Annotated in this window: 15 protein-coding genes; 3 read left to right on the top strand and 12 right to left on the bottom strand. The window is 41.1% G+C overall.

The window, feature by feature from the left end; genetic code table 11:
- Positions 1-102 precede the first annotated feature (102 nt).
- The 9 genes from LC090_RS05300 to LC090_RS21885 all read right to left on the bottom strand — a co-directional run bounded on the left by LC090_RS05300 (position 103) and on the right by LC090_RS21885 (position 15997).
- On the bottom strand, positions 103-1602 hold the full coding sequence (locus LC090_RS05300) for a glycoside hydrolase family 32 protein (RefSeq protein ID WP_226655938.1): 1500 nt from the start codon (positions 1600-1602) through the stop codon (positions 103-105).
- A gap of 42 nt (positions 1603-1644) precedes the next feature.
- Positions 1645-2241 (bottom strand): YesL family protein, encoded by a 597-nt coding sequence (locus tag LC090_RS05295; protein WP_226655936.1) that lies wholly within the window; start codon positions 2239-2241, stop codon positions 1645-1647.
- Between the two features lie 36 nt (positions 2242-2277).
- Positions 2278-3303: a LacI family DNA-binding transcriptional regulator gene (locus LC090_RS05290; protein WP_226655933.1), complete on the bottom strand. Its 1026-nt coding sequence runs from the start codon at positions 3301-3303 to the stop codon at positions 2278-2280.
- A gap of 213 nt (positions 3304-3516) precedes the next feature.
- Positions 3517-9498 carry a GH32 C-terminal domain-containing protein gene (locus LC090_RS05285; RefSeq protein WP_226655931.1) on the bottom strand — a complete coding sequence of 1994 codons (5982 nt, stop codon included), beginning with the start codon at positions 9496-9498 and terminating at the stop codon, positions 3517-3519.
- A gap of 83 nt (positions 9499-9581) precedes the next feature.
- Positions 9582-11801 (bottom strand): LamG-like jellyroll fold domain-containing protein, encoded by a 2220-nt coding sequence (locus tag LC090_RS05280; RefSeq protein ID WP_226655930.1) that lies wholly within the window; start codon positions 11799-11801, stop codon positions 9582-9584.
- Positions 11802-11871: 70 nt separating this feature from the next.
- Positions 11872-13470, bottom strand: coding sequence for an ABC transporter substrate-binding protein (locus LC090_RS05275; RefSeq protein ID WP_226655928.1), 1599 nt, complete (start codon positions 13468-13470; stop codon positions 11872-11874).
- Between the two features lie 104 nt (positions 13471-13574).
- Positions 13575-14492 carry a carbohydrate ABC transporter permease gene (locus LC090_RS05270; protein WP_226655926.1) on the bottom strand — a complete coding sequence of 306 codons (918 nt, stop codon included), beginning with the start codon at positions 14490-14492 and terminating at the stop codon, positions 13575-13577.
- A 13-nt stretch (positions 14493-14505) separates the two neighbouring features.
- Positions 14506-15462, bottom strand: a complete 957-nt coding sequence (locus LC090_RS05265; protein WP_226655924.1) for an ABC transporter permease — start codon at positions 15460-15462, stop codon at positions 14506-14508.
- Between the two features lie 412 nt (positions 15463-15874).
- Positions 15875-15997, bottom strand: a complete 123-nt coding sequence (locus LC090_RS21885; protein WP_255647985.1) for a hypothetical protein — start codon at positions 15995-15997, stop codon at positions 15875-15877.
- Positions 15998-16228: 231 nt separating this feature from the next.
- Between LC090_RS21885 and LC090_RS05260 the strand changes: the two genes are divergently transcribed.
- A complete protein-coding gene (locus tag LC090_RS05260) occupies positions 16229-17269 on the top strand; it encodes an AbrB family transcriptional regulator (protein ID WP_226655922.1) in 1041 nt (346 codons plus the stop codon).
- Between the two features lie 151 nt (positions 17270-17420).
- Here LC090_RS05260 and LC090_RS05255 read toward each other — a convergent pair whose 3' ends face one another.
- A complete protein-coding gene (locus tag LC090_RS05255) occupies positions 17421-18293 on the bottom strand; it encodes an alpha/beta fold hydrolase (RefSeq protein WP_226655920.1) in 873 nt (290 codons plus the stop codon).
- 272 nt (positions 18294-18565) lie between these two features.
- Between LC090_RS05255 and LC090_RS05250 the strand changes: the two genes are divergently transcribed.
- Positions 18566-19951, top strand: coding sequence for a trypsin-like peptidase domain-containing protein (locus tag LC090_RS05250; protein WP_226655918.1), 1386 nt, complete (start codon positions 18566-18568; stop codon positions 19949-19951).
- A 145-nt stretch (positions 19952-20096) separates the two neighbouring features.
- Here the strand turns inward: LC090_RS05250 and LC090_RS05245 are convergent, their stop codons facing one another.
- A complete protein-coding gene (locus LC090_RS05245) occupies positions 20097-20690 on the bottom strand; it encodes a TetR/AcrR family transcriptional regulator (protein ID WP_226655916.1) in 594 nt (197 codons plus the stop codon).
- Positions 20691-21368: 678 nt separating this feature from the next.
- Here LC090_RS05245 and LC090_RS05240 point away from each other — a divergent pair.
- Positions 21369-22937, top strand: a complete 1569-nt coding sequence (locus LC090_RS05240; RefSeq protein WP_226656597.1) for a sodium:solute symporter family protein — start codon at positions 21369-21371, stop codon at positions 22935-22937.
- Between the two features lie 654 nt (positions 22938-23591).
- Here the strand turns inward: LC090_RS05240 and betA are convergent.
- Complete coding sequence (gene betA / locus LC090_RS05235) at positions 23592-25271, bottom strand: choline dehydrogenase (RefSeq protein ID WP_226655914.1); 1680 nt, start codon at positions 25269-25271, stop codon at positions 23592-23594.
- Positions 25272-25332: the final 61 nt, after the last annotated feature.

Genomic DNA, 25332 nt, shown 5'->3' with positions numbered 1-25332 from the left:
TTTAGAGGAAGCATAGGTAAAGAACGAGTTTCCAATTAGAAACTCGGCCTTTACCTAAAACCCAGCCTCTTTAAAAGTCTGACTCATCTTTTTGAAACCAAATTATGAATTGGACCACACAGAATTCAATCGATTTACCTCAAGTGAATGAATAAAAATTTCACTGCTACTGTATAACTCAAGACCATTGCTATCTTCTGAAGGAAACACTAAATTTGTCAGAACGGTTTCTCCACCATTCCCAAAAATCTCAATAGAGGAGCGATCAATTAACACGGTCAACTGCAAGCGCTTTCCAATAAGCCCCATCTTTACTGTCTGCTTACAGGCAAAAGAATCATGAAAAGATGAGTCTCCTGATTGAGTACGATCAAAAAATAGCCTTTCTGTTTTAGTATGATATTCGATAACAGTCTCTTCTTTATCAGACTTTAAGACCTTTAAGCCAACGACTTCTGATGAACCAGGAGCAAGATCAATGGTTATCGCAAGTGTGTTTCCACTTATACTTGGTAGTAGATTATCTCCTGATTGTACCTTTTGATCTTTAAACAGAGCGAGAGGCTCTTTAATCTTTTCAAGTTCTGCAACAGGCTGCTGGGTAAGTTGGATACCATTCGAAGTGGATTTCAGGGCTAATTCTCTAGGAATTGTCATCGCGCTTCGCCATCCTTTTGTAGGCGTTTCATTCGCATAGCGCCAGTTGCTCATCCATCCAATCAAAATCCTTCTCCCATCATGAGCTGGTAGATCAGACCACGTGACGCCTGCGTAATTATCTCTACCATGATCAAGCCAGCACACACGATCTTGGTGATGATCATTTCGAAACGTTTCGCCATCAAATTCACCAATAAAATATTGTGTTTTTGAACCGCTCTCAACGTCTGGATTGTCGCCAAGGCTAACGAGTAATACCCACTTTTGTTTGGATGGATCGTGGTCCACTGGTAGTTGAAATAAATCTGGGCATTCCCATACCCCCTGGTGCGATCCTTCTTTCTCTCCAAACGTGCTTGCAAACTCCCAGTCGATTAAATTTAATGACGTGTAGATACTAATGGATTGCCCCGAAGCGATGACCATCACCCAACGATTCGTTTCTTTGTGCCAAAAAACTTTAGGATCTCGAAAATCTAGAATCCGAGGTTCTGACAGGACCGGATTGCCTTTATAAAATGTCCAGCTCCTCCCATTATCGCTGCTGTAAGCTAGACTCTGCCGCTGCCGTGGTCTCTCGGATCCAGGATATGTATCCGCGTGAGTGAAGATTGCTACGAGACCACTTTGCCCATTAAAAAAACCAGTTGTATCATCCCAGTCGACAACCGCACTTCCTGAGAAAATAGCCCCGTTTTGATCGGGCTTTAACGCGATAGGGAGGTGCTCCCAGTGGATAAAATCTTTACTCACCGCGTGTCCCCAATGCATCGGTCCCCACACGCTACTATTAGGATGGTATTGATAGAATAAGTGATATTCCCCATTAAAATAAACCATCCCATTTGGGTCGTTCATCCAATTTGATTCCGGAGTGAAATGAAACTGAGGTCTATGCTTCTCTGAATAGTTGCTTCGAGGAATCACTTGTTCAACATCCAATATTCAGCACCCTTTCTGTCAACAAAGTTTTTAACGAAACCATTAATTGATTTGTAGTTTACTAATTGCTTTAAGGAACCAATAACTAATAAAGTAAGCTATCGTGCTTGAGATAAAGAATAGTCCTGCTGGATTATCTATCAAAAAACAGACTGTACCGAGGGTGACAACACCAATGATGATCGTTGAATACGGACTTGCTACAACAAGAAAAAATGAATTTCTCACCAGTTCGTGCCACTTTGCTTTCACATGAACCATCATAGGAAATAAGTATATGGTTACAACAATGAAAATGATGCTTAGAAAGACACTTATGATAAAAATCACAACTTCAAGCACTGAACCAGATAGAGATACGATTTGGAAATTAAGGTATAAAGAAAGTCCAACTAAACTCCAAATAAGGGATAAACCAAAGCTTTGTTTGAAATTCTCCTTAAACAACTTAAAGAAAGTAATGAAAACACCCGCTTCCCCTTTTTGAAGTTGCCACGTTCGTACCACGCCAAACATTGCCGCTGTTGAAGGGAAAATCGTGATGATTGGAACGCACATAATGGCCCATATGAAGCTGAGAAAGAGAAAATCCACTGCTTTTTCTAAAAAAGAAAATACCTTGTATTTATGATCTCCCAACTCCCTTTCCTCCCGTCGTATCCATCTTATAGACTACTAACATGAACTTCGTATTTCTAAGCTTGTTGGCAAGCTCACACACGAAGATTCTTTCTGAGGATTTTCTAAACGAGCGAGCAACAATTCCGCTGCTTTTTCTCCTATTTCATTAATCGGCTGTTTAATAATGGTTAACGGTGGATTGGTCGCTTCTGTCCATTCATAGTTATCATAGCCAATCACAGCCATCTGTTCAGGTACTTGAATTTTGCTATTATTTAACGTAACGACTGAACCTAATGTTAGAATGTTGTTCCCGATCATGACCGCCGTGCACTCCGATTGCTCAAGTAAAAACGCCATCGCATTTTTGCCAGCTTCCAGTGAGGCTTCGTCGATCACAATCATTGATTCATCAACCTGAAGATTGTTTTCTAATAACGCATGCTTATATCCCCTAAGCCGTTCATCACTCGTCGTTAGGCCAAGTGGACCGGATATATATCCGATTCTTTGGTGTCCCTTCTGAATAAAATGATTCATCGCCTCATAAGTTCCCTTGAAGTTATCGACAAGGACACAGTCACAATCAATTCCCTCTGGCTTTCGATCAATGAATACAATGGGTAACTGATCTTCAAATTCTTTTAAATAGCTATGATCCCCATAAGTTGGCGCCATAATTAGCCCATCGATCATTTGGTTTTTAAACATATTGATTTGTTGAATCTCATTCTCAATATCTTCATTTGAATTACTTAGAATTAACTGATAGCCAATTTCCTTAAGCTTTTTCTCAATGCTGTGCGCAATTGACATAAAGAAAAAGCCCGAGGTATCCATTTCTTTAGCAGGAATGATCAAACCGATCGTTTTTGAACTGCTGCTTCGAAGACTTCTAGCTACGAAGTTCGGACTGTAGTTAAGGTCCCGCATAGCCTGATAGACCTTTTTCTTCGTATTTTCAGAAACATACCTCGTTCCGTTTATCACGTGAGAAACGGTGGCCGTAGAGACACCTGCTTTTTGAGCGACATCTTTCATTTTTGAACGCATATTGCTTCCATCTTTAACGGTGCCCATATCTTTTTCACCTACTTATCAAATTACTTGCTCCTTTAAAGCTGCGAATCACATGTCGCGTAATCGATTACGTTACTTTTTATAAAATAAGCTCCTAATAGAGCTTAAGTAAACGATTACGTATAATATAACATTAATTATAGTTATTAAAGTAAGCGCTGTCAATTAACTTTCTGCTTTATCTAAAAAGAGTCTATTTCGATATAATTAATCTTAATTCCCGTTACTAATAGTTGCTTTATCTAACTGATAGATCGCTAAAGATTTCATGCTTATTTCTCCATCAATTGCGTACAGCTCTATCTGATCACTTGTTAGATGTGGAAAGATTTGATCTGAGAATACGACCTGACCATTATTCCCAAAAACTTCAATAGAAGATCGATCAACAAGTAAATGGAGGGTAACTAACCCATCAGAAGGTATCATGACTGCTTCATGCTTCGCAGCAAAAGACTGGTTAAAACTCGTATCCCCAGACCTAGAACGATCTAACGATAACGTCGCATTTGTCATGTCGTAACTGACTTCTGTGTATTCACCATGCCCAACCCGAACTTTAAAACCAAATTCTTTCGCCGTTGATTTATCCGTTTGAATTTCAGCAACAATTTCTATCGTATCACCTTTTATATCCGATAATAGATTCTGCCCCGGTGCTACAACTTCATTCGTATAATGATATTTTTCCCCTCTCAAACTCTGAAGCTCACTGACAGGAGTTTGAACGAGACGCACACCTAAATTCGAGATGCTTTTTAAACTTAATTCCTTTGGAACCGTTAGTTTACTTCGCCATATAGAAGTTGGGATTGCCTGACCATACTCCCAATTATTCATCCACCCCATCGCAATTCGGCGTCCATTAGACGTATGATTAAAGGTTAGTGGAGCATAATAGTCAGCCCCATGATCGGCATATAGTACGGTACTTGCTAGATTGTCATTACGAAAAGTCGTTCCATCAAAATCACCAATAAAATATTGTACACCTGAACCGCCAGCAGGGGCACCTTTACTAAGACTTACCTGCATCACCCATTTGGTGTTTTGTGGATCACCATCGACAGGTAATGGAAATAGATCTGGCACTTCCCAAACCCCTTCATGTGATCCTTGATTTTCACCAAAGTCGCTCGCAAATGTCCAATCTTTCATATCTTCCGAATGGTAGATGCGAACAAATTGCTTTTGAAATTGATCTTCCAATGCAAGCAGCATCACCCATTGATTGGATTCTTCATGCCAAAATACTTTCGGATCTCTAAAAACTGAGAATTGGTCGATGTTTGTGAGGACGGGATTTCCAGCATACTTCTGCCACGACCGACCGTTATCATTGCTGTAAGCGAGACTTTGACTTTGATTCCCTCCTTTTTCATGCGTAAACATCGCCACCATGGCACCCTTCCCAAACCCGGCCGTATTGTCTTCATCCACGACAACGCTACCTGACCATATAAATCCGTTCTCATCTTCTTCTAGCGCAGTCGGCAGACGTTTCCAGTTTACTAAATCCGTACTAACCGCATGCCCCCAATTCATTGGTCCCCATGTGACGCCAGTTGGATTATATTGATAAAACACATGGTATTCTCCGTTATGATAAACAAGTCCATTGGGATCATTCATCCAATTTTTTTCAGGAGTATAATGAAACTGTGAACGATACTTTTCGTATCGCTCACTTGTTAAAAGATCCTCTTCTGTATTGAACACATGAAAATCATCAACATTGATATGCCCCCATCCGCCGGTAGCCTTGTCCACCACCTTAAGGTATACCTCTTCACCTATATAAGAAGAAGCATCCCAGTAAACCCTCTTATATTGTTCACTCTCTGTACCGGTCGATTTAAATAGCTCCTTCCCATCAGTTGCATTTACGATAGAAACATATAAATATTCACTACTTTTCCCTCCGCCAATCAAGAAGTCAATCCACCCACTTCCATAGAGTGTAAAGGGCTCTGATTGCATTTCACCTATTTCGGCGTCACCGCCATCTTTGAAGTTCCACAGGTGATAGGCGTCTTGATGATTGAAACAACAGTCCCACTCCCATTCTTCATCCTGTGTGACATCCTGGTCACTAAAGGCCTCCCCGGTAACCTTCCATCCGCTCAAGTCTCCCGTCTCAAAATTGGGGTTCGCTATCGTTACGTTATTCGGAGGCTTAACAGGCGCATTCACATCGTCAATACTAATGTGTCCCCATGAACCGTTGGAACGATCAACAACTTTGAGATAAACTTGCTCTCCAATGTAGTCAGAAGCATCCCACTTAACTCGTGTATAACCTTCCTGGTTTCCACCACTTACTTTCATTAACTCTTTCCCATCTGAACTTCTTACTAGCGCAACATAGAGGTTATAAATATCGTTTCCTCCAGAAACGAGGAAATCGATTTGTCCATTTCCTCCAAGCGTGAATTTCTGTGAACGTATCGTTCCAGTTTCGGCATCATCACCGTTATGAACACTGTATAGATGAAAAGCTCCGTTTTGATTAAATGGACCTCCCCACCCCCAATCATCAGCAGACGTGACATCAAGATCGCTAAAGGCATCGCCTTCCATGACAGTCCAACCCGTTAAATTACCAGCTTCAAAATCATGATTCAATAACTCATCATGAGGGGGCTCTTCAACGACAGTGATCGCACTCGTTGCCGTATGACCTCCGTCCCTTGTTTCAGCTTTAATCGTAGCAGTACCAGGAGAATGAGTCGTTACTTTTCCATTCACCACAGTCGCAACGCTTGGATTGCTTGAAGTCCAGATCACCTCTTTATTTGTTGCTTGAGCTGGCTTCACTTCAGGTGTTAGTCGTTCTGTATCTCCAGCAATTAATTCTAGCGAATCTGGATTGAGTGACACCCCAGTAGCGTTCACCTTTTCGTACGCCGAGTTCATCTCCCAAATTTGTAATGATTTAACGGTGACGGATTCACTTTGCTCATTCGCCCAGAGCTGCACACCTTTCGCATCATCTCTCGTCGGATAAGCTCTTGTGGTTAACCCTTTTTGTTCATTTAAATAGGCATTGATTTCAGAACGGTCCACGTACACATGGAGATTGATCGTCTCTGAATCAGTATCTACCTCTCCGCCCTGGTACCATTTTTCCACATCTGGATCGAGACTTGATTTGGTTCGGTTCACCCAAAATTCCTTGCTACTTTCTTTGTAATACACAATGGTTTCTTCTTCGCCATTCGGTGAACGTCTTAAGCTAATTCCCGCTTCATTAGCAGATCCATTGTCTAGTTCTAACTGGATCTCAAGCATGTCTCCTTCTATGTTAGATAGAAGTTGATTCGCTTCTTCCATGGACGTGTCCGATGTCAGATTAATAAGCTCTTCGCCTCGTAATTCGTTCAACTCTTGGATCGGCTTCATCCCTAACTTTCCGTCATCTCGATAAAAAACCTCTGTCGGCAAACCATAATTATGAGCATATCCCGCATCATAATCGTCGTTTGCTGGACGCCTGCCCTGCGTAATACTATGAATAACGGTTCTTCCATCAGGCGTTACCATTCCAGCTGGTCCAGTAAAATGGTCTCCAACATCAAGTAGTTGAGGCGCTTCATTATCTGGCGTAAATTTAGCCGTCTCAGGATTCCAGGTTCCAATCCAATAGTACGTATACCTCGACTGATACTCTTCTCTTTTCATTTTGGCAGGGTTGATTAAGAAAATATGCTTCCCGCTATCTCCTAATGGCAGCAAAATCGGCAGCTCCCAAACGCGTCCTGTTTCAGGATAGGCTCCATAATCTCCAAGGAATAAGTCACCTTCAAAGGTCCAGTCTTCAAAACTCGCATCCTTTGTAGAATACACTAGTGCGGTACCTCCAACGGGTTTTCCATCAGATCCTTCTTTACCAGAAGTCACTAGCATGTACCAAGTATCACCATCCTTAAAAACGTAAGGATCTCGAAATTCACCCATGATCCCCTGTCCTTTTTCTTGATCTAGAATCACTTCTGAATTCTTTTCCCAACGGTTAAGATCGTTATCCCCATCCTGCAAAAAAGTACTTCTTGCCAAATTAATGCGCTGATTAGGCTGATCACGATCATCACCCGCTGTGTAAAAGATGACAGGCACACCGTTATCATCGACAACAGCACCACCCGCCCACGCCCCCTCGGGATCAACATCATATCGCCCAGGGATAACGGCATCGTCAACATCTCTCCAATGAACCATATCATCACTTACAAGGTGCCCCCAGCGAATATGATTCCAGTATGGTCCTCTAGGATTACTCTGATAGAACACATGATATTGACCATTAAAGTAAATAGGACCACCTGGTTCATTTCCCCAATGGTTCGGAGGAGACATATGAAACTGGGGCCGATGTTGATCATCCGTTAAAAGACTTCGATCTGTTTTCACGTCAGGAGTTGGCAGATTTCCATTTAAAGCACTTACATAAGACTCATAGGAATCTTTCACATTCCCAGCACTCAAGGCCTGATTGTAAATTTTCACTTCATCCATAAGCCCGCTAAACATATTTAAATCAAAGCCATACAACCACATACCATCATTGTTCTTTCCAATTAACATATCTCTTACACTCGGTTTAATCGCAGATCCAGCATCAAATTTTCGTGATGTTACCTTTTCACCATTCTGGTAGAGAACTGCTTCACCAGTTGTGCTATCGTACGTTGCGACGACGTATGACCACTCATTTAGAGGAAGAAGCGTATCAGACATCACTTCCTGCCAATCCTCCCCAGTACCAAACTGTAACCCCCACGTACCGTGGCGAAAATTCCCGAGTATGAATCCTTCTTTCTTTTCCCGGTTATGCTGATTCACGATTGCAGATAAGCGGCCTTCGTCTCCATGTTCAAAATTTCTTGGCGCGACCCACGCTTCAACTGTTATAGCTTCTTTAGGCGCAGGTAGTTTCGTAGGGCTCTGTTTAATCCAGGTAGAGTACCCATCAAATAATAAGGCACCGTTTGAAATGCCGTCCTTCCACAGTGGATCCTGTGCTTCCTGAAAAACTCCCTTACTAAGATGGTAATCAATTAAATTGGTTTCACCTGTGACTTGCTCAAGTGTATCCTTACCTGCACCTTCATCTAAACTCCAATGGGCCATTAACCCATCAGTAAAAGGAGAACTAGTTGTTCGAAAGTCATCAACATTGATATGTCCAAACGCCCCTTTAGCATTATCGACGATTTTAATAACCACTTCTTCACCAATGTATTCTGAAACATCCCAATAAACGCGCTGGTACTTTTCCGTATCTCGCCCGGTTTCTTTTCGTAACTCTTTTCCATCAGACGTTCTTACGAGAGCAACATATAGATTCTCCTCGTCATTCCCTCCTCCAATAAGAAAATCGATTCCGCCATTTTGATCGATCGTAAATGACTCTGAGTGCAGTTCGCCTACTTGATCATCTCCACCATCGTTAAAACTCCATAAATGGTAGCGCCCCTCATGTGAAAATTCATCGCCTTCACTCCACTCTTCTTCATGAACAAGGCTCTCTGGGCCAAACGCATCTCCGCTCACGATTTCCCACCCCCTTATTTCATAAGGAGTTAGCGCCGTATATTCAAAATCATGATTATAAATGGAAGGTTCCACATGGTCATGTAAGGAAGGGGTTGCCGGAACATTCACATCATCAATATTGATATGTCCTGTTGTTGTACGATCAACAACTTTTATTCTGACGACTGAACCTACATGAGCGGAGGCATCCCAACTCTTTTTGGAGTATGTATCTGTTCCAGTCCCTGTTTTCTTCATTAACTCTACTCCATCTGATTCTCTAACGAGAGAGATTGACAAGTGATCCGGATCGGAATCTCCTCCAGTTAGAAAATCAATCTGACCATCTCCTCCAAGAGTAAAGGTTTCAGACTGCATGACCCCAACTTTAGTGTCGTCTCCTCGCCCGCCCCATATATGCCAGAAGTTTTTTTGATCAAATGTTTGCTTATCCCAATAGCTAGTTTCATCTGTCACATCTTTCTCATTGAATGCGTCACCGCTGACAATTGTCCACCCGGTTAAATCTCCAGTTTCAAAACTTGGATTTGCAATAGTCGTTTGTGCATGAGCAGGATTCGAAATACTGATTGGCACCAGGCTACTTATGACGAATAAGACAGTCAGAGAAACCATATTCAACTTACAGTGATTGAGCATAAGTTTATAAAGCTCCCTTCAAAATAAGTGACTTATCCATTCGGGCAATTTGCGTTATAAGCTTTTAGCATGGGCACAGAACATTAAAACCCACCTTCCATTTCCCACACTTCCATCGACTTCACTGTTACCGAATCATTCGCCGATATTTCTAATCCTAATGCTTCGATATCAGGGTATACTCTCGTTGTTATACTTTTTAATTCATTGGCATAGCACTCGACGATTGAACAGTCGACGTAAATATGGAGCTTTAACTGCTCTCCATTTAGTAGAAGCTTTCCACTTTGAGTGTGGTCATCGTTTGAGTCCTCTGTTTTCTTTCTAACGTTCAACGTCTCTTCTTGACTGTTATAATAAACGAAGGTTTCGACATTCCCACAATCAGACTTTAAAACCTTTACACCATATTCAAGCGCAACGTCACCTTGAAATTCAACACAGATCTCAAGCATATTTCCTTTCACATGAGCTAAGATATCATTAGTCTCTTCAACGGATTGATCTTTTAACGAAACGAGTTTTTTCTGACGCAGCTTTGTTAGTTCTTCAATCGGCTTAACACCTAATCTTCCATCGTCTCGTAACCAAAGTTGTACTGGAAGTCCCCCATTATGTGCCCATCCTGCTTCATATTCATCTTTAAGCGAACGCCTCCCTTGAGCGATCGTAAACAAAAGCAAGCGCCCCGTTTTAGGATCAATCATGGCACTTGGTCCTGTAAAATGGAAATCCCCAATATCAATGAGCTGCGGTTCTTTCTGATCTGGTCTAAACCGATAACGCTGTTTATCCCATGTTCCAATCCAATAAAACACTTCAACATCGGCATTTCTTCCAACAGGACTAATGATAAAAAGATGCTTTCCTTTCCCAATCGGAAGTAAAATCGGCAGTTCCCACACTTCACCTAAGAAAGGATACTCCTGCTCTTTATCATCGTAGAGAAATCCTTTGCATTCCCAATCAACTAAATTATCAGAAGTGAAAAGAATCGCAGCTCCACTTACGTCTTCTATTCCAGTACCGACAATTTGGTACCAGATCTCTCCTTCTTTCCATACAAAGGGATCTCGAAATCCATCATGATGCAGACCCATATGATTAGGCTGAATCATTACGGGTACAGGATGTTTTTTCCATTTCTTTAAATCGATATCTTGATTTTCCCTATACGTACTTCTCGCTAATCCTGTCATCTGATTGGGCACCTTTGATGAATGGCCTGCTGTAAAAAACAAAACGGGTAATCCATCTTCATCGTAAGCGGCATTTCCTGACCAAATGCCGTCTGGAGCTAAATCATCTGCTTCTGTTTCAATGGCAAGAGGTAAGTCGCGCCAATGCACCAGATCATCACTAACCCAGTGTCCCCACTGGATGTTGCCCCAATAAGGACCCTGTGGATTATGCTGATAAAACAAATGGTACTGCCCTTTGAAATAAAGAGGCGCATGGGGTTCATTCATCCAATGACCAGGCGGCGTTAAATGAAACTTCGGGCGGTGCGGGTCACGATCATAAACGCTTCTGTCGATCGCAATATTCCGATAAGGTAGTGGCGGGATTTCACCTTTATAAGGTAACAGGTAATCGGTAAAACTCTTTGATATTTCCTCTTCATTTAATGCTCGGTTATAGATTTTAATATCATCAAGTAAACCACTGAACATATTTAACGAAAACACATTTTCAATCATCTTCGCATCGTTACTTTTACCAATCAAAAGCGCTTCATGACTAACAGACATGGATACGTTCTTATCTATTGTTTTCTCGGCCACTTTTTCACCATTTAAATACAATGTGATTTTTCCTTCATGACCGTTAAAACTTGCCGCAAGATGTGACCACTTTAACTTCGGTATCGGAGAATTCACAGCCCGCACTTCGATCCAGTCATCTTCTACACCAATCTGCAGTCCCCATTCTCCATGCTTATGAACACCTAAAATAAACCCTTCATTCAATCCTCGATTATGTTGATTTACAATACCCGCCAGTCGCTCATCCTCAATTCCCCCAAACGAACGTGGTGCTAGCCAAGCTTCAATGGTAAATGCTTGATCGATTGAATGAATGCCTTCTTTTCGTTCAATCCAAGTTGAATAGCCGTCAAACATGAGGGCGTGTCCAGTTATTCCGCTACGCCACTGCGGTTCATCGGCAGGTAAAGTGGACCGCCGCTCATTAAATACACAGTGAATGACATCTTGATTAGGTCCGTCATGGACAATACTTCCACTGCCCTCTGTGAATGCCCAATGCGCTACCAATGATTTTTTCAACTTAATATTAGCCATCAATCACACTCCCAATTTGTAAAGAAAGTTAGAACACGAGTGTTCTAACTTTCTTTACTGTGCCTATTTTCTATTGATTCTTTTTAAAGCGATCCAAACCTTCCTGGTAGATTTCCATTATGCGACTTAGACCCATGTCTTCAAGCTGCTTCTTATAGCTATCCCACTCTTCATTTACTCCGCCTTCCATTAGCCACTGAGCTTTCTTCTGATTTGTAAATTCTTTAATATCTACTTCTAAACGGTTAATTTCATCTAGTTCATCAGGACTAAAGAAGATTTGCGGGTAATTCTCATCTTCAAGATATGGCGCATAGATCGAATTCAAATCTTCCAAACGCTGTTTTGCACGGGGTTCCATTTCAACCGTTTCTTCAAAGTCTTCTTTCAAAATCGCTACTGGTCCATTTGGTGCAACCTTTTGTCTTAATTCACCCATTACAACATCGTCAGGCTGTTCTTTTAAGACGAGTTTTCCATCTTTTTCTTCAAAAATAGTCCCAATTGGTCCCCAGTTAATTTGAGCTGACATCTTTGTTTCGTATAACTGATCAACCCAACGCATCGTAATTTCCGGATTTGCATTTGCCGAAGTGATCGCAAACTCACCACGAGAGTAATCAGAATAATTCGATCGACCGACAACCTGATCTCCATTCGGACCTTCAAGCGGTGGTAAGAGGACATAATCATCTTTCAATTCTGGGCCAACTACTTCTTCAGATTCCCACCAAATATAAGATCCATATTTTTCGTTTTTCCCTTTAGCGAAGTATTGAGAGACATCTTGCGTAAATGATTCTTTATCAATTAAGCCTTCTTTCATCCATTGATGATAATAGTCGATGGCTTCTTTATACTCCGGTTGAACAGCTGTATAGATTACTTCTCCATCTCTAACAATGCGATGATCCACGTTATCTGGCATATTAAATGCCGCAAACATATCACCAAAGTTTCCAGTCCAGAAGTTGAACATAAAACTTAACGGAACTTCATCTTGCTTCCCATTTCCATTAGGATCTTTTTCTTTGAAGGCAACAAGCACATCATGATACTCCTCAAGCGTCGTTGGCATCTCCAACCCTAGCTCATCTAACCAAGTTTTATTAATGGACATAAAGTTTGGTACAGCTCCAAGTCCAGCTTCTTCTGCACGAGGTAGCGTGTATATGTGTCCATCTGGAGCAGTTACCATGCTTTTTAGATCAGGTCGTTTTTCAAACAATTTTTGAATGTTAGGCGCATGCTCTTCAATTAAATCTTCAAGAGGGATCAGCGTACCGTTTTGTCCATACTTCACAATGTCAAGATCTGTAAATTTAGCCGAATAAAACGCATCGGGTAAGTCACCGCTTGCAAGCATCAAGTTTTTCTTCTCTTCATAACCGTCGTCTGGAATGTTACTCCATTCAATTTTCACATTCGTCTCATCTTCTAACGTATTGAAAATCTCCATCTCGTCGTATTTAGGAGCAAGTGGTGCTTTGGGTGACACAAATTCCAGGGTGACTTGATCGTCAACAATTGGAAGTCCTTCTTTATTAAATTCAGCGGATTCAGACTTCCCATCAGAACTACTATTTTTCGAAGAACAAGCACTTAATACAAGAATGAAACAGAGCAATAAACATATGAACGGAAAAGACCAACTTTTTCGTTTACCCATCACTAAATTCCCCCCGAATGGTTTTAATTCACCTCAAGCACAAGTTACTTAGTAAAGCCATAAGATTAGCGATCCACCTCCTAATAATGAAGTAAAACAAATGGTCACCCTTTAATACTTCCAATTAAAGCTCCCTTCACAAAATACTTTTGGATGAAAGGATAAAGAATGAGTAGCGGGATCGCCGCAACAATAATGACACCGTATTTAATTAAATCAGCAATTCTTTGCTGAGCAGCAAACGATTCAACATCACCAACCATGCTGGCAGAAGCTTCGTTTTGAATCAGGATTGATCTTAGAATTAGTTGTAACGGATATTTATCTTCATTATTTAAATAAATCAAAGCATCAAAGAATGAATTCCAGTGAGTAACGGCATAAAACAATACCATTACAGCAATTATTGGTTTCGATAGCGGCAACACGATCTTTAAGAAAAATTTTGTATTTGAGCACCCATCCATTTTGGCTGATTCTAACAACTCATCTGGAATTGTTGATTGAAAGAATGTTCTTGCCACAATCAGGTTCCAAACCGCAACTGCCTTTGGAATAATGAGGGCCCACATTGTATCCACCATGCCCAGGTTTTTAACAACTAAATACGTTGGGATTAATCCCCCTGAGAAAAACATGGTGAAGACAAAGAGGATCATGAAGAAATTTCTACCGACTAAATCTTTTCTCGAGAGCGCATAAGCTGCCATGAGTGTTAACGTGACATTCACTAATGTTCCAACGACGGTGTACAACACCGTATTTTTATAACCTGTCCAGATCCGGTTATCCTGGAAAATTCGTTCATATCCTTCAAACGTAACCCCCTTTGGCCAAAACCATACATCGCCATTGTAGACGCTATCCGGGTTACTAATCGAAGCGATGATGATAAAATACAGCGGATATATAACAACGAGTGAGAGCGTTGTAAGAAAGAGGAGATTAATCAGATCAAATATCTTATCCTCTTTCGATTTCCTAGACCATAATTTCGATCGATTCATCACAAATTGAGTCATTGCTTACTCCCCCTTACCATAGGCCAGAACCAGATAACTTCTTGGCAGCTCGATTTACTGCCCATAACAAGATAAAGTTTATGACGGCATTAAACAATCCAACCGCTGCAGCAAAACTGTACTGAGCACCCTGTAAACCAACTTTATACACATAAGTTGGAATAATTTCTCCTGCTGAAACGTTTAACGGCGTTTGCATTAAATACGCTTTCTCGAATCCAATGTTCATGAGATTTCCTACTGAGAGAACTAATAAAATCATCGCCGTAGGTAAGATCGCTGGAATATCAACATGAAGAATTCGCTGCCACTTATTAGCGCCATCCATAATCGCTGCTTCATGAACTTCCGGACTAACGCCAGCTAATGCGGCAAGATAAATGATCGCTGCCCAACCTGTTTCTTGCCACAATCCTGAAGAAATGTAGAGTGGCTTAAACCAACCTGCCTGCGACATAAAGTGAACTGGTTCGGCACCAAAGATCATGAGAAAATTGTTAATGAGTCCATTCGGTGAGAAAAACACGTAAACCATACCTACGAGAACAACAACCGAGATAAAGTGAGGCGCATAAATCACTGTTTGTACAAACTTTTTGTAACGTTGATTTCGTAACTGATTTAAGAGAAGCGCAATGATGACGGGTAGCGGGAAGCCAAATAATAACTGTAGCACACTAAGTTCAAGGGTGTTCTCTAACAATGTCCAGAACTGAAAGGAATTGAAGAAGCGTTCGAAGTGTTCAAAACCGACCCACGGACTTCCTGAAACCCCCAAAGTGGGCATGTAATCTTGAAATGCAATGAGAACGCCATACATCGGTACGTAGTGAAAGACAATGAAGTAAATTAACGTAGGAAGTAGAAATAAGTACAATTCATAGTTATGTAAAACCTTTTTCCAGGAGCTGTTGACCTTTGGGACACTACGGACATTTCTTCTAGGTAACGCTCTAAGTTTCGTCTCCATAATCTCTCCTCACCTATAATTAATCGTTTACGTAATCGATTACTTTTTGTAGTAAAAAAAATGAATTCCCTGTGGGCGATTCGTTTAATCAGTCACGTATCATGAAAAGAAAAATTCATTTAATCGTTTACGTAGATGTTTTGATTGACTTTATTGTAAGCGGTTTCTTATTTCGTGTCAACTTGTTTTTAGAAAATTGAAACAGATATTTCGCAATTCAGGACAGAAAGAACAACAGTAGTAATCACATAAGTCACAGTTCACCAATTCTACTCTAAATATTATCTATGTATGAGCTGAACCTACTGAAGTTGTAAAACAAAAAGAGTTGAAAAAAAGTAGAAGATCCTAAAATTCAAGATTCACAAGATGTTCCTATAATGTTTCTCCCATGTCATCATACTGTATGAGATTAAAAGTCTCGGTATGGTACATCTAAAAATGCAGCAAGTCCAATTCCAAACAGGATTACTGACCATAGATTGCGATTGCTACCAAATGATTGCCCTTTTGTTATCCTGGCTTTTGTTGTCACCTCTATTTTCCTTTAAGAAAAGGCTTTTGACTTTCTGATTTTCACCACACATCAATCACCCTAAACGTGAAGAACTAATGAAACTTCATTCCCCCTATTACCAATAGAGGTTGCTAACCGTTTAATCACACAAGCCCTATTCAATGAATCGTCTCCTACATCTATGCTAGAATGATTAAACTTACTTTGTCCGTCCTGGAACACACATCTCAATACTAAAGGAGTTACTTAATGAAAAAGACAATACTACTTATTGTGGCGTTTACTGTTGGTTATTTATTCGATCTTTTGAATATACCAGCAGGATGGCTATTAGGAGCCATGCTCATTGGTGCATTTTATCGATTATTCATTGATGACATATCCTATCCCAATCTTCTTTTCGATCTCGCATTAGCGATTATCGGTATAAGTATTAGCCTTACGATTAGAGTAGAAATGTTTAAAGAGGTTGCTAGTTACATACTACCGCTCTTTGTCTCAATCATTACCCTATTATTTGTCAGTTGGCTGCTGGGGAAAATCTTAGCCAAGTACTCAAATCTTGATGCTAAAACCGCTCTATTTTGCTGTTTACCTGCCGGAGCTTCTGTAATGATGGCGCTAAGTCGTGAGTATAAGGCCAATCTTGGCATGGTTGCGGCCTTTCAAACGGTGCGTATTATGATGCTTGTCTCAACAATACCGATTGTTGCTGGATTCATGACTTCTTTTATCCCAACAGATGAAGTTCAGGGGAAAGCAGTCAAAACCGCCTCATTAGTAGACATGCCAGGCTGGCTCGCTGTAGTCTTTTACCTTCTTCTGATCGGAATCACATTGATGTTAGCCAAGAAATGGAGAATTCCAATTGCTCCATTTCTCTATGCGATCATTGTTGGATTTCTTTTCCACACATTCCTTCAGCCACTCCCTGCAGTCCCAAATCTTGGGGTCGGAATAGGAATGGCCATGTTAGGTGTCATTATCGGTACACGTTTTGACAGAAATTCACTTTCTGAAATCAAAAACATTGGATGGACAAGCGCAGGGATTTTACTAGCGTTCTTCTTCTTAACTTTTGTAGTAACATTTGTGTTTTACCTTATGACTCCACTTGATTTCATCACTAGCCTGTTAGCCATTGTTCCAGCAGGCGCACCGCAGATGTCTTCAGTTGCGTCATCTCTTCAGCTGGATGCAAGTATTGTCGCTGCCATGCAGGTCATTCGCTTACTTGTTCTCGTTTTAACCATCCCGATGCTTGTTCCTTTTCTTGTGAATCGGGGGTGAATCGGGGGGACGGTTCTCACGATTCATCCTCCCCAAAATAAAAAGGTTCCGTTCATCAAGATTGATGAATGGAACCTTTTTAAAATCATTTGTATATTCCCAGCGAATAAGCTATGAAGATAAACAACCCCAGTGCCTCTAGGTTATTCCATTATTTCTTTTCTTCTAAAAAGTTACGCATATACTGGTTAACTACTTGTGGTTTCTCATGATGAGGAGCATGACTGACCCCTTCCATTCGGTGAATCGTAAGGTCATGAACGTAGTCTTCTAATCCGTCTAGATTACTGTTTTCAAAAGCTGGATCCGCATCCCCCCAGATGATTAGCGTGGGTGATTCAAACATGTGATACGGAAGTTCCAGCGGTTTTTGCACATGCTCTTCGAACGGATAGAAAGAAATAGCCCGGTAATAGTGAAGCATGGACTTCATCGCCTCCGGCTGTGTCCACGCCTCTATGTACTTTTCTTCATCTTCTTCGGTCAAATACCCCTTTTTCTTCCCCGGAATTGTCATCATCTTTCTTAATCGCTCCGCGTTATTTTCAAGTAGAGCTTCATGAGAATCGGGCCGCTGAAAGTATCCCATATAACTACTCGCTTCTCGCTGCCCTGGGTTCTCTCCTAGCTCTCGTCTGAATGTATACGGGTGAGGTGCATCGAACATGATCAACTGCTTCACAAATTCAGGTGCAGTGTAAGCTAACGTCCATGCGACCGCTCCGCCCCAGTCGTGGGCGACTAATACGCAATCCTTCTCCCCAAACGCTTCAATCAACTGTTTGACATCCTCAACTAGAATGGACATATCGTAGGAAGAAACACCTTCAGGTTTGTCAGATACGTTGTACCCTCTCATATCAACAGCAACAACACGATAATCCTTCGAAAACTCTTCCATCTGATGATGCCAGTTGTACCAGTAATAAGGGAACCCATGGAGAAACAGCATCAGCTCGCCTTCCCCTTCTGTCACGTAGTGAAGGTTGACACTATTCACTTTCACAAAGCCATCTTTCATCATTTCATCCACCCTTTCTTATAAAGACTTCTAACATCGAGACACTTTACTCCTCTTCCATTTCATCCGCAATTAGGAGATCATGCTTTCTGGAAAAACAGGAAATATAACCTAATAGTGTGTGAAGAAAATGTGATAAAATTACTACTTTATAGAAGGAGCTTCCGTTCTCTTTCTCTGTTTCTACATTACTTCCTATATATTCTATTTTAGACCCCTCTCAAGCTTTAAGTTGAGGTATAATAATCAACAAAGATCTGAAGGAGGAGATGGTTATGTTTTGTCCAAAGTGCGGGACGAAAAACATAGAAAATGCTCGGTTTTGCAGCCAGTGTGGTCACTCTTACACGAGGTATCAGCAGAGAAATAAATGGTGGTTGACCGGTATCATCCTTACCTTTTTATTAATGAGCGGTGTCTTTATTTACGCTTTCGTTCTTGATAAAGAACGAAATAGCGAAACGACAGTAGAAGAGACAATTCAAACGCCAGTCGAAAAAATCTCTGATTCTACGAAGCTAGAGGAAGAAGCAAAAGATAAGAAAGAAGCGAATGCAAGCACATCACCAAACGTTGCCAAGGAAAATAGCACGCCAGAACAGAAAGCTCCTTCACCTCAAACATCTACAGAAAAAGATAAGAAAGAAATCATACGTGAAGCGCAAACAAAAGTATATACCATTTTAACGGAGGATAGTCTTGGATCTGGTTTCCTGTTTCAGGATAACGGCACAGTTGTGACCAATGCTCATGTAGTGGCAGGCTATATTGATGTCATCTTGCGCGACCAGGACGGACGAGAAATGAATGGCAAGGTGATCGGCATCTCAAATCAGTATGATGTCGCTCTAATTAAGGTACAGAATCTAAAAGGGACTTCTCCTTTAGAGATAGAAATGAAAGAATCAGAAGTTGGAACAGAAGTAATCGCACTTGGTAGCCCTCAAGGATTAGAAAACACAGCATCAATCGGATATCTCACCGGTCTTGACCGTTCATTTGAATCCGAGTTTCAATACGAAAACGTCTATCAAATCGATGCCCAAGTTTCACCCGGAAGCAGCGGAGGGCCATTGTTAGATGGAAAGACAGGAAAAGTGATCGGCATTAACTCTGCCCTGTTAACGAGCGATGAATCCATCGCCTTCTCTATCCCAATGTACACCATGACGAAATTATTAACGAACTGGTCGCAGTCTCCAATGGATGAAAATGAAGTTGCCAGCACCTTTAACTTCTATAATGAAGCCTCAGCGTATGATGAATATGCAGAAGAGGAAGAAGACACGTACGATGTTCCATATGATGAAGCAAGCCTTGCTAACTTTATTATCAATTTTAGAGGGAATTATGAAACGGCATTGCGAAATGAAGACTTTGGTTATATTGAAGACCAGCTATTGTATGACAGTCAGGCCTATTATGAAATGGCTAACTACCTAGACGAGATCAGCGGTCAGGGAATGGTCTTTCAATTCACACTAAATGATGTAACCAATATTGACATGCAGGATGAGCAAGCTATCGTTAGCACCTACGAGGTTTTTGATTTTATGAACGCGGCTGGGGAGTGGAGCGTGTACGAGCGGATCAAAGACTATTATGTCGTGACAGATGAATATGGAGATTATAAGATTAAACATATAGAAATTTATCAGTAACTATAGAAAAGATGTTCTCTCGGTGAACCAACTTTTTCTATTGTAGTAACCGTTTTAGTTATTAATGCGCAGAAACCGATCAAACGAACTCAATAAAAGTTCGTTTGATCGGTTTTATTATTCACACGCACCTTATCCCGCATTTCTAACACTTTTGAATCCCTCTCCAGAAAATACGCCAGGCATTTTGGAGTCGCTGCTCATGCTCTACTTCAGAATAATAAAAGAGCTGTTCAAACGTGCCATCAAGTAAACATATATAAGCATCGATTACCTCATCAGGATCGGCTTGAATATCTCCTCTGCTTTTCCCCTCTTTCACCATTTCCATTAATACGTTCGTTAACGCTTCCTCTGATTGAATAAACTGTTCATTAAATGTGTCTTTCAGAACTAATGGCGGAAAAAGCATGAACCTCTTAAACAGAAGGCCCAGATCTTCATTTTCAAGATAAATTGTATGGTCTTTCAATAAGCTATATAACTGCATTTCCGTTGACATATCATGATACTGTCGAACTTGCATTTCTAGAAAATCGCGATAATCTCGATTTACTTTTTGAAGAATCGCGAAGAAAAGATCTTCTTTACTGGCGAAATGAGCATATAATGAGGGTTTTTTAATACCAACACATTTCGCAATTTTGCTTAATGATGTCCCTTCAAAACCTTTTCTCGCAAATAATGGAAGAGCTGCTCGTTCGATTCGTTCACTCATAGGCAACTTAGTAGATGACACCCTTGTCACTCCTAACATATCTTAGGCTTATCCGTTCTTATACTTTAGCTCATTATTTATTTTGTTAAATATTTTCTTAACGTTTCCAACAAACTTAAATGCTATCATTTACGCATTGATCTGTCAAAAAGCTCCCCAACCCCTTCTATATTTTACATATAAAGAAAGAGTAATATCCAACTAATCATTAAAAAAACAGCTTAAAAGGTCACGGAATATATGAGTGTACCTCTTCTGCATATTCATGTTTCTATTAAAAGAATAAAAGAATGATCCCCCTCCAATTATTCCAAGCGTATTTGACAAGGAAATCTAATCATGTAATATTTATTATTAAATACGTTAAGAAAATATTTAACACAATTAATTTTCGTGAAAGGGGTACAAGAATTTGAATGTAGCTAATGATTATATCCAGGAGCAACTCCCTTAAGTTAACCTACAAAAAATGAACGCTGATCGTAACGAGTAAGCGAAGAGCGGAACAATTGGCAACCACGTAAAAAAACACGTTGAGAAGCTGATTCTTTATGTAAAAAATCAAAACATTGGACGTACCCCAACTAGGATACGTTTAAAAAAAGTTTGAACTTAAAAATTTTCTAGAGGTGAAGGTATTTGAGTGAAGGAAAAGGTAAATTATTAAAAATAGGTACATTTGTAGCAGCTATTTTAGTCATGTTTATTTATTTAGGAACGACCAATTCGAATGTGAACTGGGGCTCCTTTATTGCAATGTTAGTATTCTACGCAATTATCTATTATATTGGAGCGTTTATGGCAAGTGGTAAATCTGAATCTGCATCAGATATGATGGTAGCGAAACGCTCTTTACCATTGTGGATCTCGATGTTTACAATGGCTGCCACATGGGTTGGTGGCGGTTACATATCTGGTACCGCAGAATCAACCTATTCACTTGGACTAGTGTGGGCACAGGCTCCATGGGGGTATGCGCTAAGTTTAATCGTTGGTGGTATCTTCTATGCGAGAAAAATGCGTCGCTATGAATTTATGACCATGATTGACCCACTTGAACAACGATTCGGAAAGAAAGTTGCTGGTGTCTTATACATTCCCGCTCTATTAGGAGAAGTCTTTTGGAGTGGTGCCATCTTAACAGCTTTAGGAACAACTTTCGGAACAATTCTAGGATTGGATTTTCAAACTTCTATTATTCTATCAGCCATTATTGCAGTGGCGTACACTGTCGTAGGAGGCATGTGGTCCGTTGCATTTACTGATGTCTTTCAAATGCTCGCAGTTATGATCGGACTGTTCTTAGTGCTTCCTTATGCTCTATCAGAAGTAGGCGGTTTAAGTTCGGTTTGGAATCACTATCAATCCGATATGGGAAGCTATGCAAGTCTGTTCCCTCCATTAGATGGGTGGAAAGATCCTGAATGGGGAAACTATTATTGGAACTGGTGGGATTTTGCCTTACTACTCATTTTCGGTGGAATTCCGTGGCAGGTTTATTTCCAACGTGTTCTTTCCGCGAAATCGGAAAACACAGCTATGTGGCTTTCAATTATCGCTGGATTTATCTGTATTATTGCAGCCATCCCAGCCGTTATTATTGGAGCGATCGGATTAGATACAGATTGGGCAAGTCTAGGTGTAAATGCTCCTGATAACCCATCTATGATTCTCCCATATGTCTTGCAATATTTAACGCCTGGAGTGATTGGAGCGATTGGACTTGGCGCTCTCGCAGCTGCCGTCATGTCATCAATGGATTCTTCCATTCTATCAGCATCTTCCATGGCAGCATGGAATGTGTATCGACCACTGTTCAAGCCAGATGCATCAAGTGATCAACTTAAGAAAATGATTAAGCGCTCGATCATTCTGGTTGGTATTGCTGCCACGATTATTGCATTGAATGTTCAAAGCGTCTATGCATTATGGTATCTAGCAGCGGATCTGGTTTATGTCATTCTATTTCCACAATTAACAACCGCTCTATTCTTTAAAGATGCGAATAAATATGGTTCAATTGCAGGATTAATCGTTTCTTTCATCCTTCGAATAGGTGGAGGAGAACCCATCATTGGGCTTCCAGTTTTCCTCCCTTATCCTATGATTGAAGATGGCATTGTCCTGTTCCCGTTCCGAACACTCGCAATGGTAGCAGGTTTGGTAACCATTATCGTAGTGTCGAAAGCGACCAAGAAGATGTGTCCACCTAAACCACTATTGATGCCAGCTGAAAGAGAAAATGGTAATGAAAAGATTGCCTCGTAGATAAATCAATACGAATGAAAACGGCCTCCTTCATCGATATCGATGAAGGAGGCCGTTTGTTATTTGTTAGTATTCTTATTGTATTCTAATGTACAAGAAAGGTGAATCTAAAAAACAATGTTCTTACACCCTACTCAAAGCCTCTTATGGGGGCATGAGACTTCTTTAATTCTATTCAAGGAAAAGACCCCTTCTCACCTCGTTTAATCCCTCAGAATCGGTACTGAAGGCAGTTGAGTTACTACAGGGACTTTCTTCTCTTCTCAATCTCGTTAAATGCTTCACCTAACATAAAAATATAGCCGGTTTTATACAACCCTGTGCTTCTTGCAATCTAAATTGAATCACCCTCATATCTAACTTCCTCATTAAATCGAACTTACTATCATTTAATCCAATAAAACCAAACTAATTAGCCTATCCAAGGGGAATTAAGGGACTTTTAAAAACCAATGGATCGAATTCTAAGGTCGATGATCTGTCATTTAAGACATCAAAAAAACATTCGATGTCTGACGACAACGAATGCTTACCATCCACTTTTAAAACCACGTAACCTATCAAGGAGCACTGTAGTCCTTGATAGAAAGTAAAAAAGAGAAGGCGCCCTTTCACTCATACCTCATGTTGAAAGGACGCCTTCTCATAAAAGCTTTATTTTGTTACTGTACCAGCATCTGCTGGATGAACGCCATGACGATAGAAGTCAGCATCAATTGGATCCAGTGGTTTACGACCAAGGATTAGATCGGCTGCCTTTTCCGCTAACATCAAGACAGGGGCATGAATATTGCCGTTCGTTACGTAAGGCATAGCAGAAGCATCTACCACACGTACATTATCTAGACCATGAACCTTCATCGTTTTCGGATCTACAACCGCCATTGGATCAGATGCTGGTCCCATTTTCGCCGTACAAGACGGGTGAAGGGCAGTTTCAGCATCGTTTCTTACCCATTCCAAAATCTCTTCGTCTGTTTGAACAGAAGGACCTGGAGAGATTTCTCCTGAGTTATAAGGTTTCATCGCTGGTTGCTTCATGATTTCACGAGAAACTCTTACTGCTTCAACCCACTCGCGCTTGTCCTGTTCAGTAGAAAGATAGTTGTATACCATGCTTGGGTGCTCTTTCGGATCTGTCGAACGGATTTTTAATGATCCGCGAGCGTCAGAGTACATTGGTCCAACGTGAACCTGGAATCCGTGAGCTGTATCTGCCTTTTGGCCATCGTAACGAACTGCAACCGGAAGGAAGTGGAACATCAAGTTCGGATATTTAACATCCTCATTGGAACGAACGAAACCTCCGCCTTCGAAATGATTCGTCGCTGCCGGACCCGTTCTTCCAAGCATCCACTGCAAACCAATCCATGGCATACGCGCTTTATTCAAGTTAGGCTGTTCAGAAACAGGCTGCGGACAAGCGTGTTGGATATAGACTTCAAGGTGGTCCTGAAGGTTTTCTCCTACACCTGGAAGGTCAACAACTGGTTTAATCCCTAGAGAGCGAAGATGTTTCGCATCTCCTACACCTGACAGTTGAAGAAGCTGCGGCGTATTGATTGCCCCACCTGAAAGGATCACTTCCCCAGCTTGAACTTGATGCATTTGTCCATTTTGTGAATAGGTCAACCCCTTAGCGCGAGTCCCATCAAAATCGATACTAGCAACGAAAGCACGTGTCTTTACCGTTAAGTTCTCGCGTTTCATAGCCGGGTGTAAATAAGCACGAGATGCAGACAAACGCTGTCCTTTGTATACATGCTTATCAAACGGACCAAACCCTTCCTGGCGGAAACCGTTCACGTCAGGAGTACGTGAATAACCAGCCTCTACACCAGCATTAAAGAATGCCTGGAATAAAGGATTTTTCGCTGGTCCACGCTCCAATTTGATCGGACCATCGTGGCCGCGAAGATCATCATCTGGTGATCCTAATGCATTCTCTAAACGCTTGAAGTACGGAAGGCAATGAGCGAAATTCCACGTTTCCATCCCATCATCTGCTCCCCAGCGTTCGTAGTCCAACGGGTTTCCTCGTTGATAAATCATACCGTTAATTGAACTTGAACCACCGAGTAGCTTTCCTCGCGCATGCTTAATACGACGCTCATTCATGTATGGCTCAGGATCAGATTCATATTTCCAATCGTAAAGGCTCTTTCCTGCTGGAAACGGCAGAGCTGCCGGCATTTGAATCAAAAGATCCCATGAATAATCTTTTCGTCCTGCTTCTAATACTAAGACACTTTTTGTGCCATCTGCGCTTAGACGGTCGCCGAGTACAGAACCTGCACTACCGCCGCCAACTATGACAATATCGTACTTTTCCATATTGTTGTATTCCTCCTTGAAGTTGAAATAGGGAATTTACCTGTAAGTCTCATCCCCCATT

Source organism: Guptibacillus hwajinpoensis (assembly GCF_020524165.1).
GTDB classification, from domain to species: domain Bacteria; phylum Bacillota; class Bacilli; order Bacillales; family Guptibacillaceae; genus Guptibacillus; species Guptibacillus hwajinpoensis_D.
The sequence above is the reverse complement of the archived record's forward strand: the minus strand, read 5'-3'. Positions and strand labels throughout refer to the sequence as shown.

Excerpts from the sequence above, each read along its gene's own strand:
- LC090_RS05240 (WP_226656597.1), top strand. The coding sequence starts at position 21,369 with ATGTTTATTTATTTAGGAACGACCAATTCGAATGTGAACTGGGGCTCC.
- LC090_RS05250 (WP_226655918.1), top strand. The coding sequence starts at position 18,566 with ATGTTTTGTCCAAAGTGCGGGACGAAAAACATAGAAAATGCTCGGTTT.
- LC090_RS05255 (WP_226655920.1), bottom strand. The coding sequence starts at position 18,293 with ATGATGAAAGATGGCTTTGTGAAAGTGAATAGTGTCAACCTTCACTAC.
- LC090_RS05290 (WP_226655933.1), bottom strand. The coding sequence starts at position 3,303 with ATGGGCACCGTTAAAGATGGAAGCAATATGCGTTCAAAAATGAAAGAT.
- LC090_RS05270 (WP_226655926.1), bottom strand. The coding sequence starts at position 14,492 with ATGACTCAATTTGTGATGAATCGATCGAAATTATGGTCTAGGAAATCG.
- LC090_RS05260 (WP_226655922.1), top strand. The coding sequence starts at position 16,229 with ATGAAAAAGACAATACTACTTATTGTGGCGTTTACTGTTGGTTATTTA.
- LC090_RS05280 (WP_226655930.1), bottom strand. The coding sequence starts at position 11,801 with ATGGCTAATATTAAGTTGAAAAAATCATTGGTAGCGCATTGGGCATTC.
- LC090_RS05265 (WP_226655924.1), bottom strand. The coding sequence starts at position 15,462 with ATGGAGACGAAACTTAGAGCGTTACCTAGAAGAAATGTCCGTAGTGTC.
- LC090_RS05285 (WP_226655931.1), bottom strand. The coding sequence starts at position 9,498 with ATGCTCAATCACTGTAAGTTGAATATGGTTTCTCTGACTGTCTTATTC.
- betA (WP_226655914.1), bottom strand. The coding sequence starts at position 25,271 with ATGGAAAAGTACGATATTGTCATAGTTGGCGGCGGTAGTGCAGGTTCT.
- LC090_RS05275 (WP_226655928.1), bottom strand. The coding sequence starts at position 13,470 with ATGGGTAAACGAAAAAGTTGGTCTTTTCCGTTCATATGTTTATTGCTC.